The 18,761-nt window shown below is 55.6% G+C and carries 18 protein-coding genes; 11 read left to right on the forward strand and 7 right to left on the reverse strand.

Features of this window, described 5'->3' with window-relative positions:
- The first annotated feature begins 6 nt into the window (after window positions 1-6).
- The 4 genes from JYB85_RS03385 to JYB85_RS03400 all read left to right on the forward strand — a co-directional run bounded on the left by JYB85_RS03385 (window position 7) and on the right by JYB85_RS03400 (window position 2,246).
- The gene (locus tag JYB85_RS03385) at window positions 7-768 is read left to right on the forward strand and encodes a threonine/serine exporter family protein (RefSeq protein WP_207381065.1); all 762 of its coding nucleotides are present in this window, start codon (window positions 7-9) and stop codon (window positions 766-768) included.
- An 11-nt stretch (window positions 769-779) separates the two neighbouring features.
- Window positions 780-1,247, forward strand: coding sequence for a threonine/serine exporter family protein (locus tag JYB85_RS03390; RefSeq protein ID WP_207381956.1), 468 nt, complete (start codon window positions 780-782; stop codon window positions 1,245-1,247).
- Window positions 1,248-1,273: 26 nt separating this feature from the next.
- On the forward strand, window positions 1,274-1,756 hold the full coding sequence (gene folA / locus JYB85_RS03395) for a type 3 dihydrofolate reductase (protein WP_207381066.1): 483 nt from the start codon (window positions 1,274-1,276) through the stop codon (window positions 1,754-1,756).
- Window positions 1,757-1,832: 76 nt separating this feature from the next.
- Entirely contained in the window at window positions 1,833-2,246 is a 414-nt protein-coding gene (locus tag JYB85_RS03400) for a DUF3718 domain-containing protein (protein ID WP_207381067.1), read from the forward strand.
- A gap of 113 nt (window positions 2,247-2,359) precedes the next feature.
- Here the strand turns inward: JYB85_RS03400 and JYB85_RS03405 are convergent, their stop codons facing one another.
- The 7 genes from JYB85_RS03405 to lptD form a co-directional block, all read right to left on the reverse strand.
- Window positions 2,360-4,384, reverse strand: a complete 2,025-nt coding sequence (locus tag JYB85_RS03405) for a methyl-accepting chemotaxis protein (RefSeq protein WP_207381068.1) — start codon at window positions 4,382-4,384, stop codon at window positions 2,360-2,362.
- A 104-nt stretch (window positions 4,385-4,488) separates the two neighbouring features.
- Complete coding sequence (locus JYB85_RS03410; RefSeq protein ID WP_207381069.1) at window positions 4,489-5,301, reverse strand: symmetrical bis(5'-nucleosyl)-tetraphosphatase; 813 nt, start codon at window positions 5,299-5,301, stop codon at window positions 4,489-4,491.
- 11 nt (window positions 5,302-5,312) lie between these two features.
- A complete protein-coding gene (gene apaG / locus JYB85_RS03415) occupies window positions 5,313-5,693 on the reverse strand; it encodes a Co2+/Mg2+ efflux protein ApaG (RefSeq protein WP_207381070.1) in 381 nt (126 codons plus the stop codon).
- Window positions 5,694-5,730: 37 nt separating this feature from the next.
- Window positions 5,731-6,534 (reverse strand): 16S rRNA (adenine(1518)-N(6)/adenine(1519)-N(6))-dimethyltransferase RsmA, encoded by an 804-nt coding sequence (gene rsmA / locus JYB85_RS03420; protein WP_207381071.1) that lies wholly within the window; start codon window positions 6,532-6,534, stop codon window positions 5,731-5,733.
- An 11-nt stretch (window positions 6,535-6,545) separates the two neighbouring features.
- Entirely contained in the window at window positions 6,546-7,535 is a 990-nt protein-coding gene (gene pdxA / locus JYB85_RS03425) for a 4-hydroxythreonine-4-phosphate dehydrogenase PdxA (RefSeq protein ID WP_207381072.1), read from the reverse strand.
- Between the two features lie 5 nt (window positions 7,536-7,540).
- Window positions 7,541-8,845, reverse strand: a complete 1,305-nt coding sequence (gene surA / locus JYB85_RS03430) for a peptidylprolyl isomerase SurA (RefSeq protein WP_207381073.1) — start codon at window positions 8,843-8,845, stop codon at window positions 7,541-7,543.
- A gap of 121 nt (window positions 8,846-8,966) precedes the next feature.
- Complete coding sequence (gene lptD, locus JYB85_RS03435; RefSeq protein WP_207381074.1) at window positions 8,967-11,264, reverse strand: LPS assembly protein LptD; 2,298 nt, start codon at window positions 11,262-11,264, stop codon at window positions 8,967-8,969.
- Between the two features lie 161 nt (window positions 11,265-11,425).
- Here lptD and JYB85_RS03440 point away from each other — a divergent pair, with 161 nt between their 5' ends.
- From JYB85_RS03440 to dbpA, 7 genes are all read left to right on the forward strand, one after another.
- A complete protein-coding gene (locus JYB85_RS03440; RefSeq protein ID WP_407695872.1) occupies window positions 11,426-12,427 on the forward strand; it encodes an aminoglycoside phosphotransferase family protein in 1,002 nt (333 codons plus the stop codon).
- A 13-nt stretch (window positions 12,428-12,440) separates the two neighbouring features.
- Entirely contained in the window at window positions 12,441-13,121 is a 681-nt protein-coding gene (gene murU, locus JYB85_RS03445; RefSeq protein ID WP_207381076.1) for an N-acetylmuramate alpha-1-phosphate uridylyltransferase MurU, read from the forward strand.
- Window positions 13,121-13,891, forward strand: coding sequence for a co-chaperone DjlA (djlA, locus tag JYB85_RS03450; RefSeq protein WP_207381077.1), 771 nt, complete (start codon window positions 13,121-13,123; stop codon window positions 13,889-13,891). The genes murU and djlA overlap by 1 nt, the downstream gene beginning before the upstream one ends.
- 16 nt (window positions 13,892-13,907) lie before the next feature.
- Window positions 13,908-14,525, forward strand: coding sequence for an outer membrane beta-barrel protein (locus tag JYB85_RS03455; RefSeq protein WP_207381078.1), 618 nt, complete (start codon window positions 13,908-13,910; stop codon window positions 14,523-14,525).
- A gap of 3 nt (window positions 14,526-14,528) precedes the next feature.
- On the forward strand, window positions 14,529-15,479 hold the full coding sequence (locus tag JYB85_RS03460; RefSeq protein ID WP_207381079.1) for a D-2-hydroxyacid dehydrogenase: 951 nt from the start codon (window positions 14,529-14,531) through the stop codon (window positions 15,477-15,479).
- Between the two features lie 152 nt (window positions 15,480-15,631).
- Window positions 15,632-17,095, forward strand: coding sequence for an AAA family ATPase (locus tag JYB85_RS03465; protein ID WP_207381080.1), 1,464 nt, complete (start codon window positions 15,632-15,634; stop codon window positions 17,093-17,095).
- 237 nt (window positions 17,096-17,332) lie between these two features.
- Window positions 17,333-18,736: an ATP-dependent RNA helicase DbpA gene (dbpA, locus tag JYB85_RS03470; RefSeq protein ID WP_407695885.1), complete on the forward strand. Its 1,404-nt coding sequence runs from the start codon at window positions 17,333-17,335 to the stop codon at window positions 18,734-18,736.
- Window positions 18,737-18,761 lie beyond the last annotated feature (25 nt).

The following is an 18,761-nucleotide window of genomic DNA, read 5'->3' on the forward strand; positions in this document are numbered from 1 at the left end:
CGTGACGTGTACGCAGAAACGCAAAATGACATCACCCGCCAGGTAGTGCGCGTTGCGCAATTACTCCTGGCCTATGGCGCTGAGTCTGATCTGGTTGAAGAGATCAGTCAGCGCCTTGGCAAGGCGCTGGGCTTGGCCAGCGTCGAGCTTTCCATATCTTCCAATGCCCTGGTACTGACCAGTTTGGTCCATGGCAGGTGTATTACTACCACTCGCCGTATTCGTGAGCACGGCATCAATATGACGCTTATCTGCGAGTTGCAGCGTTTGTGTCTGTTGGCGGAAAAGGGGCTGTACGGGCCAAATGAGGTCCGTCGGCGGCTGGCCAGGATAGCGCCCAAAACTTACCCGGCGCATCTGGTGATCCCCATGATAGGCCTGTCCTGTGGCAGTTTTTGTCATCTGTTCGGTGGTGATTTGGCGGCCTGCCTTATCACGGCCTTTGCCTCTTCCATCGGCATGATAGTGCGCTTGCTGTTGGCCCGGAGTCATTTCAATTTGTTGGTCACCTTTGCCGCGACCGCCTTTGTTACCAATATCCTGTCCCAGATAGGCTATCGCTGGCCTCTGACCCAAACGCCGGAATTGGCCATGGCGGCCAGCGTGTTGATGTTGGTGCCGGGCTTTCCGATGATTAATGCCATTTCGGACATGGTGAAAGGGCACATGAACGTGGGGATCTCCCGTTGGGGGCAGGCGAGCTTGCTGACCCTGGCCTCAGTTATTGGCATTACCTGTGCCATGCAGTTGGGAGGGATTTTCCTGTGACCTCAAGCCCAATGGACATGCTGTGGCTGTTGCTTGACGATGCCCTGTTTTCAGCAATTCCTGCGCTCGGGTTTGCCATGCTGTTTAATGTGCCCAAGCGTTTTCTCCCCTATTGCGCCATTGCCGCGGCCCTTGGACACAGTTTCCGCACTGCCCTGTTGCAGCTGGAGCTGCCCATTGAGTGGGCCACTTTTGCCGCTGCAGCCCTGGTGGGCACAATCACCATTGCCTTTGCCCGGCGTCACCTGGCACCACCGCTCTTGTATGCTGTGGCGGCCATTATCCCCATGATCCCGGGGACCTATGCCTTTAATACCGTGATTGCCCTGGTGCAACTGACGGCGCAGAGCGAGGTCAGTCCGGCGCTCACAGGCGCAGTTATCAGCAACGGCCTGAAGACGGTATTTATTCTGGGGGCCCTGTCGGTGGGACTGGCTTTGCCGGGACTCTTGTATTTCAGAACCCGTCCCGTAATATAAAAATTCAATCAAATTAGGGAATAAGCATGCGTATCGCCATGATAGCCGCGATGGCCAACAATCGCGTCATAGGAAAAGACAACCAAATGCCCTGGCATTTGCCGGAAGACCTCAAACATTTTAAGGCCATGACCCTGGGAAAGCCCGTGGTTATGGGACGCAAAACCTTTGAGTCCATAGGTCGCCCATTGCCCGGCAGGCATAATATAGTCATCAGTCGCAATGCAGACTATCGCCCGGAAGGCGTCAGTGTCGTCGCTTCTTTTGAGGCTGCCAAACAGTTGGTGGGTGACTGTGAGGAGCTGGTGGTCATAGGTGGTGGTCAGCTGTACCAAAGCCTGCTTACACAGGCTGATAGGCTATATTTAACTGAGATTGCCTTGGATGTGGATGGTGACACCCATTTCCCGGCCTGGGATGACGGTTCCTGGGAGCTGCTGGAAAAGAGTGAGCACATTGCCGCATCGGGTATTGAATATCGCTTTATCACATTGACAAAAAAATGTTAAATTAGCAGGTGTTGTGTACCCTGATGTGGATTTCTGACGAGTCCACTGAATAATGAAAAATACAAAGGAGTATCGGATGCGTGTATTGCCCATGGCTATTGCAGCGCTGATTGCAGCTTCCTCTGTTTCTGTGTCCACTCCGGCCATGGCCGACACCGATCAGTTGGTAGCTAGCATTTGTGACTACGTGAAATCCAATGATAAAAATCGTCTGCGTAAAAAGCTCAAAGAAAGCCGGGTGAAATTGCGCAATGTATACTCAGGCATCAGCTGTGATGGTAACAGTTTGCTGCGCACTGCCTATGTGGCCAATGCCGCAGATGTGGGCGAGTTTATTGCCAAGCGTTTGTCTGCGACCGAACTGGGGGCCGCAGAAGCCGATGGCAAAACCATCGAAGCCTGGGCCGAAGCCAATGGCCATGGTGGCAGCCCAATCACTGCGGCGATTAAAGAGCGCCTCAGCGGCGCCGGTGGCGAAAGCGACGAATAACAGTTTCACCAATAAAAAACCGGGCCTCAGCCCGGTTTTTTATTGGTGAAACTGCTGTGAAAGACCAGGCACAAAAAAGCCGCCTTGCGACGGCTTTGTAATGCAGCTTAAGCTTAGACCTTGAACTCACCTACCGAGGCTTGCAGTTCCTCCGCCAGACGCGCCACCTGATGGCTTGATTGCGCCGTTTGGTCGGCACCTATGGCTGTTTCTTCGGAAATGGCGGCAATGTGCTCCAATTTTTCCGAGACCTGCTGACTCACCAGATTCTGCTCCTGAGCCGCATGGGCAATGTGAGTGCCGGCATCGAAGGCCTGGTGTACCGATTTGCTGATGGTTTCCAGTGCCACGTTGGCTTGCTCAGTCTTGTCGACGCAGGCTTTTGCCTGGGTCTGGCCCAGCTCCATAACCGCCACGGCTTGCTGGGTGCCCTGTTGCAGCACTTCGATCATTTGCTGAATTTCGCGGGTTGACTCCTGGGTGCGGGAAGCCAGGCTGCGCACCTCATCGGCCACCACGGCAAAGCCCCGACCCTGTTCACCGGCACGGGCAGCCTCAATGGCGGCATTCAATGCCAGCAGGTTGGTCTGTTCGGCAATGCCACGGATCACGTCCAGGATGGAGCCGATGGAGGCGCTGTCGGCATGAACCTTGTTGATCACCTTGCTGGCCTTGGCCACTTCTTCGGCCAGTGCCTGTATGGTGCGCTTGTTTTCATCGGCTATGGTACGCATATGGTGCGCTTCATCATCGGCCTGTTTGATTTGCTTCAGGGCATCATCCGCACTCAGGGTCACCTGGTGTGCACTTGAACTCAGCTCTGTGGTGGCGGTGGCCACCTGATCTACCTGGCTCTTCTGTTCCTGAATGCCGATTGTGGTCTGGGACGTAATGGCCGAGGTTTGCTCTGCGGCTGCGGCCAGCTGGGTTGAGCGGTCGAGAATGCCGACTATGAGTGCCCGCAGGCTGTCCACCAGGCGGTTACAGTTGCGCGACAACTCGGCAAATTCGTCATGGCCGGAATCATCCAGCTTATGGGTCAGATCGCCCGATGCCAGCACATTCAGGGCATCATTGACCTCGTCCAGGGAGCGCTTGAGCGGCCTGACAACCCACATGCTGACACCAATGGCCACAATAATGGCAATCACCACCAACAATGAAGTCTGCATTGAGGCACTGTCGACATCGTTGATGGCTTTACTGCTGATTTCCTTGGTCACACCGTCAATGTTTTTGCTCAGCTCACGCATTTTTGCCGAGACTTCCTTGGCATCTTTTTCAACGGCATTGAGTTTGGTCAGCGCGGCTTCGGCATTGGCGAGCTGACTGGCTTTAAGAGACAGCATGGTGTTTTGCTTGCCTTCCAGCATGCTGAAAACCTTGCTGGTATCTTTGTTGATACCTTGCATCAGCTCTTCGTCAAGCAGCCCTTCGCCATGGCGATTGACATATTCAATCTTGGTCTTGGCCTCACCGACTATGTAGTCCAGTTCCTTGACTATGATGTCGTACTTGCTTTTCTCTTCGGTGGCCACCAGGTCATAGACAGTGGTGATAATGTTGCTCATGCTGGTGTCGATGGCACTGGCGGCAGCGGCAATTTCTTTTTCAGTCTGGTTGGAGCTGCTTTCGAGATCGATAAGATCCAGCAGGCCAGATGAGGCATCATCGGCGCTGTTTTCCAGGGTGCTGCGCTGCTTAATCAGCTGTTCCTGCTGGGTCAGTGCCTGCTCCCGGGCATCGATCATCGCCTTGCTGTCGGTGGCAAACTTGAGATAGCTGCTGTTGAGCTGGTTTAACTGACTGAGATAATTTTGATTGTTTTCCAGCAAACCACTGAGGGTGGTAAAACCGTCCTTGAAGTTTTTGCTGTGGGCATTGAATTGCTTTTCCTGCTCGGGAATGGTGCTGGACAGGGTGCTGTGGTAAGCGATAAGGATAAGGCGCTGCTGTTCGCTCAGGGTCTCAGATAAGTTACCCGTGGCTTCCAGGGCGGGCATGCTCAATTCCTGCACCAGAACAGTACTGTCCTTAAGACTGCTGTTGGTCACCAGAGAGGCGATACCCAGAATCACCAAGAGGAGGGTTACTGCGCTGAAACCGCCAATGACTCGGGTGGCTACATTTATCTTCATATGATACTCCGGTGATTTTTATAATTTTTTCCGAAAAATAACCAATTCAGTACTGATAGTACGCGATGGGTTTTATATCGGCTGGATCAAGGTTTAGTTTAACCCTATTTCATCCTTTTTTGGCTAATTTTTTCTCTGTTTTCAAGGTGCCAGAGTGTCAAGTGTTCTCCCCAGCAGCAGCCTGTATCCAAGGCTATCCGTCGCTCCCTGTTAACCTTGCCCATCAGGGCCGCCCAATGGCCAAACACCAGGGTATGGTCTTCCAGGCACGAGGGCAGCTCAAACCAGGGATGGAGATCCGGTTCCTTGCAGTCTTCCGGCGGTGTTTTGCATTTGAAATCCAGCCGGCCATCGCTGTGCAGATAGCGCATCCGGGTCAAAGCATCGATACAATAACGTAGCCTCAGCTTGCCCTGCAGGTTTTCAGACCAGGCTTCCGGCGTTTCTGTGTACATGAAGGCCAGCAGTTCACAGTAATTCGCCTGCTGCAGCGCCATGTGCACTGCAGCGGCTTCGGCCCTCAGGGTCGGCAGGTCCCATTGTGGAGGCACCCCGGCATGGGTCATGATCAATTTGTGTTCGGGTAATTCCTGCATCAGGGGTTGCTGTCGCAACCAGCCAATCAGCGTTGGCAGTCGCTCCGATGCCAGCAACTTCTCCAGCTTATCGGATGCCTTGGGGCGTTTGAGGCCATTATAGATGGCCAGTAGATGCAGATCGTGATTACCCAGTACCACCCTGGCTGCGCCATCCAGGGATTCAAAAAAGTTCAGAACCTTGAGGGAGTCCGGTCCCCTGGCGACCAGATCGCCAACGGCCCAGAGGGTGTCTTTGGAGGGATTGAAGTCCACTTTCGCCAGCAGAGACTGAAGTTCCTGATTGCAGCCCTGTATGTCGCCGACAAAGTAGTTGGCCATAGAATCTTATCTCAATGCAGGAGTCCGGGAACCGCCAATCGGAATGCCGGGATTAGGGCATCAAATGGCTCGCCTGACTCTGTGGTCATGCCATATTTGCCTTCCATGAAACCCAGCGGCGTTTCCAATACAGTGCCGCTGGTGTACTGATATGCGGTGTTGGGGGGGATCACCGGGGTTTCGCCCACCACACCGGCGCCCTGAACCTCACTGACATGACCATTGCCATCGGTAATGACCCAATGGCGGGTTTCCAGTTTGGCGGACCTGTCACCGAGGTTAATAATGGTGATGGTGTAACTGAAGACGTATTTGCCTTGATCGGGATCCGATTGTTGTTCCAGATATTCGGTATCGACTTCTATCTTGATAGCTGAATCTGTGGCTGTCATGGAAATCCTGAATTCCGGGGCCAGGGCCCCCTTACACTTATTTCTTATCGTACAGATAATTGGCTATGGCAACATACTGCTCGACGCTGATGTCCTCCGGACGCAGGCCGGCGTCTATTCCCAGCTTGGCAAGTTCATCGTCGTTGAGCATGGGCTTAAGGTTGTTGCGCAGTGTCTTGCGCCGCATGTTAAAGGCGGTATTGCACACCTTGCGAAGCAGCTCCACATCCTTGCAAGGCCAGGGCTTCTCGGCATAGGGCACCAAACGTACCACGGCAGAGTCCACCTTGGGCGGTGGCGTGAAACAGCCGGGAGGCACTTCCAGCACGGGTACTACCTGACAAAAATATTGCGCCATTACTGTCAGTTTGCCATAGGCCTTGGTGCCGGGGCTGGCGGAGAGCCTGAGCACCACTTCCTTTTGCAACATAAAGTGCATGTTCTCAATTTGTCCGGCAAACTCAAACAGGTGGAACATCAGCGGTGTGGAAATATTGTAGGGCAGGTTGCCGAAGACCTTGAGTTTTTTACCCGGCTGGCACAGCTGGGCGAAATCAAATTGCAGCGCATCACCCTGATGGATGTCGAGTTTGTCCTTGAGTGTGGGGTGCACCTTGAGGCGCTCCACCAGATCCCGGTCCAGTTCCACCACGGTCAGCTTGTCTATGGCCAGAGCCACAGGCTCGGTCAGTGCCGCGAGGCCGGGACCGATTTCAACCATGATATGGTCATTGTCCGGCGCTATGGCGCCGACAATGCGGTTAATAATGTTACCGTCGGTCAAAAAGTTCTGACCGAAACGTTTTCTGGCCGTGTGGCCCAAATGGACTTTATTGCTCATCTATCACTATATCAGTTGGTTTTGCCAGCCAATTCAATGGCTTTATGCAAGGCGCAGACAAAGCTGCCTGTGTCGGCCCGGCCCGTACCTGCCAGCTCCAGCGCTGTACCGTGATCCACAGAGGTGCGGATATAGGGCAGACCCAGGGTAATGTTCACTGCTTTACCAAACCCCTGAGCCTTGAGCACCGGCAAGCCCTGATCGTGATACATGGCCAGTACCACATCGGCATGCTCCAGGTATTTGGGCTGGAAAAGGGTATCGGCGGGCAGAGGACCGACGATATTGAAATGCTCTTGTTCCCTGAGCTCGTTGAGGGCCGGGATGATAACATCCAGTTCTTCGCGGCCCAAGTGACCATCTTCACCCGCGTGAGGGTTGAGGCCACAGACATAAATAGTTGGCTTATCTATGCCGAATTTATTGACCAGATCCTGATGCAGGATCTTGATGATCTTGTGCAACCTGTCCCGGGTGATGGCCTTGGATACATAAGCAAGAGGGATATGGGTCGTCACCAGCGCCACCTGCAAACCGGGGCAGGACAGCAACATCACCACGTCCTGACAGCCTGCCTGATTGGCAAAAAATTCGGTATGGCCGCTGAAGGATATGCCCGCCTGATTGATGATGCCCTTGTGCACCGGGCCCGTCACCACGGCATCAAACTCGCCGCTCATGTTTTTCTCGCCGGCATAACGCAGAGTATCAATGACATAGGCACTGTTAAGCTCATTGAGCTTGCCGCACTCCGCCTCGGTTGCCATCTGGAACGGCACCAAAGTCAGGGTGCCGGCTTCCTGTGGCTTGGGAGCCTGACCGGGTTGGTAGGGCCTGAGACTGAGCGGCAGACCGAGCTTTTTGGCTCTGGCCTGCAACAGCGCCGGATCGGCGCACACCACCAACTCCGCTGGCCAGGGACGCTGGGCCAGTTGGATCACCAGATCCGGACCTATTCCTGCCGGTTCACCCGGGGTTATGGCAATGCGCTTGACTGTCACGGAAATCAGCCTCTGTCGTTCTCGGGTTCAAAGACCTCAATGTAAGCCTCGGCGCGCATTTCGTCCAACCAGTTTTGCAGTTCCTCGTTGAATTTACGACGGAAAATTAACTGGTGAGCGCGATTGGTATTAAAGCGCTCGGTAGCGTCTGTTTTGCGCTTTTCTTCCAACTGGGCTATGTGCCAGCCGTGGGTGGTGCGAAACGGCTCGCTGATTTCATCTATGGCCAGATTATTGAGAGTCTGGGCGAATTCGGGCACATAAATACCGGCCTCGGCCCAGCCAAGCTCACCACCCTTGGTGGCTGAACCCGGATCTTCCGAATATTGGCGGGCCAGATCTTCAAACTTGGCTTCGCCGCTGCGGATCTGCTTTACAAACTGGTCGAGCATGGCCTTGGCGCGTTCTTCCGACAGAATAGGTGAGGGCTTGAGCAGTATGTGACGGGCACGCACTTCCTCAATTTCCTTGGTCTGAAGGCCGCGAATATCCACTATTTTGAGAATGTGAAAACCGGCGCCGCTCTTGATGGGGCCAATAATCTCATCTTTCTTGGCGTTGCCAACCACTTCGGCAAACAGGGTGGGCATTTCGTTGATGTTCATGTAGTCCCAGATCCCGCCTTCCAGCGCCTTGGGGCCGGAGGAGGCCGCAATGGCGGTGGAACGGAAATCGGCACCGTCTTTCAGCCGGTCAAGTACCGCCTGAGCGCGCTTGCTTGACGCTTCCAGCTGTTCGCTGCTGGGGTTGGCCGGTACTTCAATCAGGATGTGGCCAATCTGAAACTCCACATCCTTCATACCCTGTTCTTCGATCATTTTTACCAGGTTATTGATTTCCTGTGGGGAAACCTGAATCCGGCGCTGTACCTGAATACGCTGGATTTCGCCCAGGGTGATTTCTTCACGGACCTGCTCACGGTATTGGCTGAAGCTCATGCCTTCGGATTCGATCTGCTTGCGCATCTGATCCACTGTCAGCTTTTGCTCACGGGCGATGTTTTCTATGGTTTGATCCAGCTGCAGATCGCCTATGTGCAGGCCGATACGGTCGGCCATTTGCAGTTGCAAACGGGTGAGGATCAGGCGCTCTATTACCTGGGTCCGCAGGGCGTCATCCGAGGGCAGGGTCTGGCCCGCTTCGGTAGCGTTTTTGGTTACTGTGGCGATCATATTGTCGATTTCAGATTCGAGCACTATGCCGTCGTTAATCTGTACCGCAATCCTGTCCAGCGGTTGAGGAGCAGCCAGAGCGGCGTTGCTCAGGGTCATGGCCAGCAGGGCAAACATCAAATTCTTTCTGGGTTTCATCCAAATAAATCCTTGGCAATCTGGGGTTTTTATCCACCTATCCGGCAGACAACCCCGGTAGTGTTAACCTGTTTGGACAGCAAGTCCCGAATGTGGTTTCGCAATCTACCACATTTCTGTGTTAATTCCTCAGATAAAGCGGCTTCCTGTAGTTGAACAGCCCTTCATCGAGCATGTCGCTGACACCAAGCGGTCCCGAGCCTCCCAGTCCCTTGATCACGAAATTGAGGAAGATGCCGCGCTCAAACTGTTCCCGTTCGTCGACACTTGGATTGAACTCGTCGCTGTAGTTGGTCTTGATGTGGTAGTGGTAGCTTAAGCGCGCCGCCCAGCAGCAGGACTCATATTGGAAGCCGGTATAGGCTTCCACCGTGCGGGCTTCCTTAAGATCGTAATACCAGTTGCCGACGAAATAGAGGTCGTCCCTCAGCGGCCAGGTGGTTCTCAGGCCCGTCTGGGAAATGTCCACCCTGTCGTTGGTGTTGCTGTTGAGCAAATCAGGTACATAGCGGTAGCTGAATTGCACCAGCTTGTTGGCCTCGGGACGGAAGTCCAGGGTGAACTCGGACTTACGGGTATCGCCGTTGTGAGTGTCGTACTGAATCGCACCGGAGAAAAACCAGTCCTTGTAGAGGCGGGTATCCAGTTCGGCGGCCAGAACCGAGGCGCTGGGGCGCTCCTGACGCAGATCGTCGCTCAGGGCCACCTTGCTGTCGGTGAAATAAAATATCTGGCCGAAGCTGAAATTCATTTGCTCCAGATTATGCTCATCGAACAAGCGGGTGGTCAGACCCAGGGTCATCTGGTTGGCATCGGCAATCCTGTCCCAGCCGGAAAAGCGCCGGGCGCGGAACAGACCATAATAGTCTTCCTGCAATTGGGCCGTGTCGTACAGGCCTATGCCGGACTGGTCTTCATACCCCACGTAGAGGTATTGGAACTGGGGTTCCAGGGTTTGACGCATCTGGCTGTCGAACAGCGAGGTGTAACGTTCAAAGTTGATCTGGCCATGGATCTTGGCCCTGGGGATGGTGCGGCTGACGGTTTCATCCAGCGCCTGGTTTTCGGGTCGACCGAGATTGTGCTGCCAATAGTTGGTTTGCAGCAGGGTCAGTTCGCTGCTGAGAAAACCTGCGGGGCCGTGAATGGGCAAGGTGACGCTGGGCTGCAGGTGCAGGCGGTTCGCGGTGGCCATCTCGTCCTGCTGATGCTGAAAATTGCTGGCTTCGGCATTGAAACCGAAGTCCAGATTCTGCCAGAAATCATTGGCGCGGTAATTGAAGTTCAGCTGTGGCATCACCCGGTAGGGCAGCTCTTCCTCGCCAAGTACCTTGATATCCTGCACCCGAGTGCTGATATCCCAATCCTGTTCGAAATAACTGACCTCGCCTATCCGTGATAGCTGGTTGTCCGTGGCGCGGGCCACTTCCGATTTGAGATCGTTGAAATAATTGTTGTCCGAAACCTGGGTGAAGTTGGCAAGAACACGCCAATGGGTGTCAATGGCCCCCTGATGTTGCCAATGGTAGAGGTAGCGATCCGGGCTGCCGTCGAGCTTATGGTCATTGCCCAGGTATTCCAGATTCAGTTGTCCCGCCTGGGCGTCGCCTGCCAAATAGCGGAATTCAGACTTGAGAAACAGACCGCGGGACGACATATAGTGCGGCGTCAGCGTCAGGTCGTATTCCGGGGCTATGTTCCAGTACCAGGGGGTGGCGAATTCCAGGCCATTGGTGGTGCTGGTGCTGAACTCAGGGAACAGAAAGCCCGTTTTGCGTTTGTCGGACACGGGCACCGTCATGTACGGAATATAGAATACCGGCACATCGGCGATTCTCAGCTTGGCATTCCAGATCTCGCCCCACTCTTCCTTGCTGTCTATCTTGATACGGTCGGCTTCCAGCATCCAGGCGACATTGTCGGGTGGACAGGTGGTAAAGCTGGTGCGACTCAGCTGCAAATTGTTGTCCGGCGTGATCTCCAGTCGCTTGGCCTCGCCGTGCACCTGTTGTCCATGGAGCCAATAGCTGGCGCCCGAGAGAGTGGCGCTGTTGTCCTGCATCCTGGCGGTGAGCGCATCCGCGGTCACGGTAAACATACTGTCCTGAAACACCAGCTGGCCACTGGCGTCCAGGCGCTGTTCCACATAATCCACTGATGCCTTATCGGCGGCAATGCGTCTGGAGCCCTGAGTGAAACTGACGTTGCCATCAAATTGGGCCCTTTGATTCAGGGTCGCATCCGAGCTGTCGGATTCGATGCGTATATCCAGCAGCTCTGAATCAGGCGTGTCTGCGGCAGCGGGTATGGTCACGGGAGGCTCAACGCTGCACTGGGCGCCCGTCTCTGTGTTATCGAGCTGGTCGGCGTGTGAGAATGCGGGTAACAGGCTCAAGGCCAATAGGAATCGGATCTGCATCTTGTGGTCGATTATTCTTGTTTATTGTCTGGACACCGGGGGATGGGAAATGTTGCACTCAGTTCCAGAGCAACACAGCCGATTCATTCTGTTCAATTTATTGGCTGTTTCCTAAAAATATGCCAGCTATAATAAAGCAATTTTTTGCCCAGAGCCATGAAATGACCCCCTCAGATCCCAGATTTGTTTCGCTGCAAGAATGGCTTGGAAAGCAATTTGCGACCGAGCCCACACTGCAAATAATTTCCGGTGACGCCAGCTTCAGGCGTTATTTCAGAGCCGCCCTTGGGGGCCAGAGCTTTATCGTCATGGACTCCCCGCCTCAGCTAATTCCCCTTGGCCCATTTCAGCAGGTGGCCAAGGCATACGGCGAGGCCGGTATTCCGGTACCCAAGATCCTGGCCGCCGAGCCAAACCAGGGCTTTATGCTGCTGGAGGATCTCGGCGATGACCTGCTGCTGTCGCACCTGACCCAGACATCCGTGCTCGATTGGTACGGGCAGGCCCTGGAGCTGCTGCCCGCCATCGCTTCGGTCAAGGCCACGGATGCCGGCCCCCTGCCGGAATACGACGCCGAGTTTGTGCAGCGGGAGCTGGCGATCTTTGTCGATTGGCTGCTTGAAGTACACCTGCAACTGCCTCTGGATAGCGACGAGCGCGCCATGTTGGCACAAGCCTTTGAATTTCTGGCCGAGAATGCCCTGGAGCAGCCAAGGCATGGCATGCACAGGGATTTTCACAGCCGCAATCTGATGTTGGTGCAGGGCAAACTTGCGGTGCTGGATTTTCAGGACGCGGTGCAGGGCCCCATTACCTATGATGCTGTGTCTTTGCTGCGGGATTGCTATGTCCGCTGGCCCGAACATCTGGTGGAAGAGGGCATGCTGATCCATTTTGAGCTTTGCCATCGCCATGGCCTGGTACCAATGGACACTGACTTCAACCGCTATCGCCGCTGGTTCGACTTAATGGGAATACAGCGCCATCTGAAGGCTGCCGGGATCTTCGCCCGCCTCAACCACAGAGACAACAAGCCCGGTTACCTCAAGGACATTCCCCTGACCCTGGGCTATATCCGCGATGTGGCCGTACGTTACCGGGAGCTCGGTCCCCTGGCGTGCTTTATCAATGAAAGGGTCTGGCCCAAGGTTATGATCAAATGAAGGTTGTGGCCAAATGAAGGCGATGATTTTGGCTGCGGGCCGTGGTGAGCGTTTGCGGCCCCTGACCGACAGCCTGCCCAAGCCCCTGGTGCCCGTGCTGGGTAAGCCCCTTATCGAATACCACCTGGACAAGCTGGCTGCGGCGGGTTTCAGCGAGGTGGTGATCAACTGTGCCTGGCTGGGACACAAGTTGCCGGAAACCCTCGGTGACGGCGGCCGCTTTGGGCTGAGCATCAGTTACAGCCATGAGGCCGAGGCGCTGGAAACCGCCGGCGGTATTATCCAGGCCTTGCCACTGCTGGGGAATGAGCCTTTTCTGGTAGTCAATGGCGATATTTTTATCGACCAACTGCCGCCCTTGCCGGAACGCTTGCCCGAGGGCGCCGAGGCCTGGTTATACCTGGTGGACAATCCGCCCCAGCATCCCCAGGGCGACTTTGCCTTAGACGGGCAACAAATAGGCGCCGAGGGTGAGCCCAGGTTGACCTTTTCCGGTATGGGGATCTACAGCCCGGCGCTGTTTACCGGTCTCACGCCGGGGGCCCGGCCGCTGGCGCCCTTGCTGCGCTGCAAGATGGCTGCGGGCCTTGTTGCGGGCGCTAAATTCGATGGTTACTGGTGCGATGTGGGCACCATTTCACGGCTTGAAGACCTGGAGAGACTTTTACAAGGTCAGGTCGGGAGTGCAAGTTAATGCGTTTTAAAGGCAAGTTGTTCGGCTTTTTAATCGGTTTTATGTTTGGCCGTATCTTTGGCGCCCTGTTTGGCCTGTATTTGGGCCACCTCTACGACAGGCGCAGCGGCGGTGGTCAGGGCGGCGCCAGCAAGCGCCAGATGGTGTTTTTCAGCACCACCTTCGCCGTGATGGGCCACATGGCCAAGGCCTCGGGGCGGGTGACCGAAGCCGATATCCGCCTCGCCAGCGCCCTGATGGACGAGCTCAGGCTGGAGGGCGAGGCCAGACGCCAGGCCCAGCAGGCGTTCAGGGATGGTAAGGCCAGTGACTTTGATCTCAAGGGCAACCTCAACAGCCTGAGACTGCTGTCCATGGGGCGTCCCGAGCTGCTGCAGATGTTTTTGGAAATCCAGATCCAAACGGCCCTGTCCGATGGTGAGCTGCATCCCCGGGAGTTGCAGTTGTTGCAAACCATGGCCGCGACACTGGGGATAGACGAAGCCCAGCTGAACGCGCTGCTGGGACGCTGGCAGGGGGAGTTCCGCTTCCAACAAGGTGGCCGCGGCAAGGGGCCAACACTGGAGGATGCCTATCGCCTGCTGGGTATTTCAGCCGGGGATACGGATCAGCAGGTGAAAAAAGCCTATCGTAAACTGATGAATGAACATCACCCCGATAAACTGGTGGCCAAGGGCCTGCCGGCGGAAATGATGGAACTGGCCAAACGCAAGGCCCAGGATATTCAGGCGGCCTACGAAGCGGTGAAGGCCGCCCGCGGTATGCGTTGACTTCAAGGAGAAGTGCATGAAACACGGAATAATTGCTGTCCTGTTGTTATTGGTTGTGCCCTTGGCGTCTGCCGAGGTGTTTGTTACTCCCTTCGGCGGTTACAGCTTTGGTGCCAGTGGCCTGGACGCTAATCTGACCAGAGATAATCAGAGCATAAGCGGGGATATTCAGGCCGAGGAATCGTCCCACTACGGCATCATGCTTGGAGTCTTGACAAGACACCCTGGCAATATCTACCTGCTCTATTCAAACCAGAACACGCAGCTCAAAAGTGGTGGTGATTTCAGCAATCAGCGCATCACCTCGCTCCAACTGGACTATGCCCACCTGGGGGGCAGCCTCTACTTTCCTGTGGGGGACTTTCATCCTTATGTGTCCGCTACCGCAGGTCTGACCCAGATGCGCCCGGGCGATGACTTTAGCAACGAGACCCGTTTTTCCATGGGCCTAGGCATCGGAGCCGAGTATCGGCTTGGCGATCATCTGGCCCTGCTGGCGGAAATGCGTGGTTTTGCCACCTTTATCAACGGTGATAACGACTTGTTTTGCAGTGCCGACAACTGTGTGTGGAGGATTGAATCTGATCTCATGTGGCAGGGGCAGGTTAACTTGGGGCTGAGTTTCAGATTTTAACATATGCGTCTATGTGTGCTTGATGGCTATACCCTTAACCCCGGCGATTTGGACTGGTCACCGCTGGCAGCTATTTGTGATCTGCAGTTGTACGATCGCAGCGCTCCCGAAGAGGTGCTGAGCCGCGCCCTGGGAGCTCCCATGCTGCTGACCAACAAAACTGTGCTTAACGCTGATACCTTAAGACAGCTGCCGGGACTCAAATACATAGGGGTACTGGCAACCGGCACCAATGTGGTGGACATGGAGGCGGCCAAGGCCCTGGGCATTGCTGTCACCAATGTGCCCGCCTATGGCCCCGACGCCGTGGCCCAGATGGTCTTTGCCCATATATTGCATCACGTCAGTCACCTGGCGGAGCACCATAGCGCTGTGGTGGCGGGGGAGTGGAGTCGCAGTCCGGATTTCTGTTTTACCCTGAGCCAGCTGCGCTCCCTCAAGGGCATGCGTCTGGGGATAGTGGGTTTTGGCACCATAGGCCGTCAGGTGGCGCGGATAGGCGCCGCTTTTGACATGGAACTGCTGATAAGCAGTCGCAGCCGGCCGAGGGATTTACCAAATGGTGCCAAGTGGTTGCCGTTGCCAGAGCTGTTGGCCTGTGCCGACATAATCAGTCTGCATTGCCCGCTGACGCCGGATACCCGGCATTTGATAAACGAACAGACCCTGGCCCTGATGAAACCCGGCTGTCTCTTGGTCAATACCGCCAGGGGCGATCTGGTCGATGAAGTAGCCCTGGCCGGGGCCCTCAATGCCGGCAAGCTGCAAGCGGCGGTCGATGTGCTCTCCAGTGAGCCACCTAGGCCCGACAACCCATTGCTTCACGCCGCCAATATCAGCATCAGCCCGCATATCGCCTGGGCGACACTGGAAGCGCGGCAAAATCTGATGAATATCGCCGTGGCCAATGTGGCGGCGTTTTTGCGAGGTGAGCGCAGTAACCGACTGGTGTAGCACACCGAGCCTCCCAGAATTCCTGATATCGGCTTTAGTCAGGATGCTGAGGGGCTACTTCCTCCTGAAGGCATTGTTTTGCTGATGAATTTTGTCGCATAATCCCTGAGCCCGGTGGGCCTCTGAAACTGATCATTAAAGGAATTGGCAAGATGCAGGATGTACAGGATTTAGCGGCGGTATTAAGGTCCAACACTCCCATAGTGGTCATTGAAACCTACGAGGAATACCGGGTAATAGAGCTGCTGAAGCGGGTTGCCGCCACCCTGTATCAGCCACTGTTTACCTGGTCTATTACCAGCGGTTTGTCCCGGGTCGACAGGGACATGGGCAGCCAGAAATTCAACGCCGACCCCGGTGATTTACTCGGGCACATCAAATCCACCCAGCAGCAGGGCATTTATGTGCTGTGCGACTTCCATCCCTTTGTGCAGGATGCGCCGCGAAATGTGCGTCTGCTTAAAGAGATAGCTCTGGGGTACGATGCGCTGAAACACACCTTGGTGCTGGTGAGCCATGCCTTTGAGATCCCACCTGAAATCCGTCGTTACTGCGCCCACTTCCGCTTGTCGTTGCCGAGTAAGAACCAGCTCGAAAACCTGATTATGGACGAGATAGACAAGGTGCGGCGTCAGGGGCTGCCGTTGACTGTGGACGATGAAGCTGTGGCATGTCTTGCCGATAACCTGCGCGGCGTGACCTTTGATGATGCCCGCAGGCTGATCCACAAGGCGATAGTGGATGATGGCGCCATCACCCATGAAGATGTGGATAAGGTTAATCGAGCCAAGTTCAGTTTGATGGATATGGACGGGGTACTCAGATACGAGTACGACACCAGCAGTTTCGCTGACATTGCCGGACTGCATAACCTCAAGGAATGGCTCAAGCTTCGTCATCCCCAAATGAGGGATACCTCCGCGCCATCGCCCAAGGGGATTATGCTGCTGGGGGTTCAGGGCAGCGGCAAGAGCCTTGCAGCCAAAGCGGTGGCCGGCGTGTGGCAGCGGCCCTTGTTACGGCTCGACATGGGCGCACTCTACAACAAATACATAGGCGAAACCGAAAAGAACCTGCGTCAGGCGCTGGAGCTGGCGGATTTGATGTCGCCCTGTGTGCTCTGGATTGATGAAATTGAGAAGGGCATCAGTGGCGGCAGCAGTGATGAAGGGACATCACAGCGCATCCTGGGCGCCCTGTTGACCTGGATGGCCGAACGTAAGAGCGATGTATTTCTGGTGGCCACGGCCAACGATATCCAGGCTCTGCCACCCGAGTTGATGCGCAAGGGGCGCCTGGATGAAATCTTCTTTGTCGATTTGCCCGATGAAGAGATCCGCAAGGCCATCTTCCTCATTCACTGCAAAAAACGGGGCGTGGATGTGACCAGCATGGATCTGGGGCTCTTGTCTCGCACCAGTCAGGGATTCAGCGGTGCCGAGATTGAACAGGCGGTCATTTCTGCCATTTATGCCGCCGCAGGGCGGCAGCAGCAGGTAGATCAGGAGATTATCCTTGAAGAGCTGTCACGTACCCGGCCCTTATCTGTGGTGATGCGGGAGAAAATTCTCGCGCTCAAGGCCTGGGCTCAAGGCAGGACTGTGAACGCTCACTAAGATGTATCCGCTTCACTGAACTCAACACTATCGCTCCCGCGCCACAGCAGCTTACAGGTGGCGCAGTTAAGCACTTCTATCTAAATCAGCTGATGTAGATTCTTGCACCAAAGCAAATCAGCGCAAAAATAGTTAATCTGCTACAATGGCGCCAGTCTTGGTGCCACGCCTGCACCACATCCCATTTTCAGCCCGTTTGCTGTAGCTCCGGCCACAGCCCTATCGCAAGTGAAGGATATCCCCTTGAGCCAACAACAGTCACAGGCCTTTTCCACCTTGGCCCTTAAACCTGCCCTGCTTGAAAACCTCGGCACCCTTGGGTTCCAGGCCATGACCGAGATCCAGGCCCAGAGTCTGCCGGCCATCCTGGCCGGAACAGATGTGATAGGCCAGGCCAAGACGGGCTCGGGCAAGACCGCGGCCTTTGGTCTGGGATTGCTGCATCACCTTGAGGTGAAACGCTTCCGCATTCAGAGCCTGGTGCTGTGTCCAACCCGGGAGCTGGCAGAGCAGGTGGCCCAGGACATACGGCTGTTGGCCCGCGGCATCCACAATATCAAGGTGTTGACCCTGTGTGGTGGTGTTCCCATGGGCCCCCAGGTGGGCTCCCTGGAGCACGGCGCCCATATTATAGTCGGCACTCCGGGCCGGGTACTCGATCACCTGGAGCGAGGTCGCCTGGATTTGAGCCATCTCAATATGCTGGTGCTTGATGAGGCCGATCGCATGCTGGAAATGGGCTTTGCCGATGCGCTCGACAATATCATCGCCCACACCCCGGCCAACCGGCAGACCCTGTTGTTCAGCGCCACCTTTCCGGAGCAGATCCAGGCCATTGCCGCCCGTATCATGCGCTCGCCGCTGATGGTCAAGGTTAACGCTACCCATGACAGCGTCAGCATCAGCCAGCACTTCTTTGAGCTGGATAAGCATGGCAGCCGGATGCAGGCGCTGAAACTCCTGCTGCTGGAACACCAGCCCGGCAGTGCCGTGGTGTTTTGTAACACCAAGCGTGAAACCCAGATGGTGGCCGATGAGCTCGCCGACAATGGCTTCAGCGTGCTGGCACTGCACGGCGATATGGAACAGAAAGACAGGGAACAGACGCTGCTGCGCTTTGCCAACGGCAGCGCCTGTGTGTTGGTGGCCACAGATGTGGCGGCCCGGGGCCTGGATATCGAGGCTCTGGATGCTGTGTTTAACTTCCATCTGGCCCATGACACCGAGGTGCACATTCACCGCATCGGTCGTACCGGCCGGGCCGGCAGTCAGGGGGCAGCCTACAGTTTTTACAGTCATCAGGACGGCATGAAACTGGCCTTGCTGGAAGACTACCTGGGTCATGCCATAGTGGCCGAAAGTCTGCCATCACTGGCGGCGCTGGACAAGCAACCGCGCCAGGCGGCCATGGTGACCTTGCAGATTGACGGCGGCAAGAAACAGAAGCTGCGTCCAGGTGACATACTGGGCGCCCTGACCGCCGGCGATGATGGCCTTGCCGGCACCGAGGTGGGCAAGATTCAGATGGGTGATATCCGCGCCTTTGTGGCCGTGAGCCGTGGCGCCGCCAACCGGGCCCTTAAGCAGCTGCAAAAGGGCAAGATCAAGGGCCGCAGCTATCGCGCCTGGTTGCTGAACTAATGCCGTTCGGGGCAAAGGCCTGCGC

The organism is Shewanella sedimentimangrovi (assembly GCF_017354965.1).
Classification (GTDB): Bacteria; Pseudomonadota; Gammaproteobacteria; order Enterobacterales; family Shewanellaceae; genus Shewanella; species Shewanella cyperi.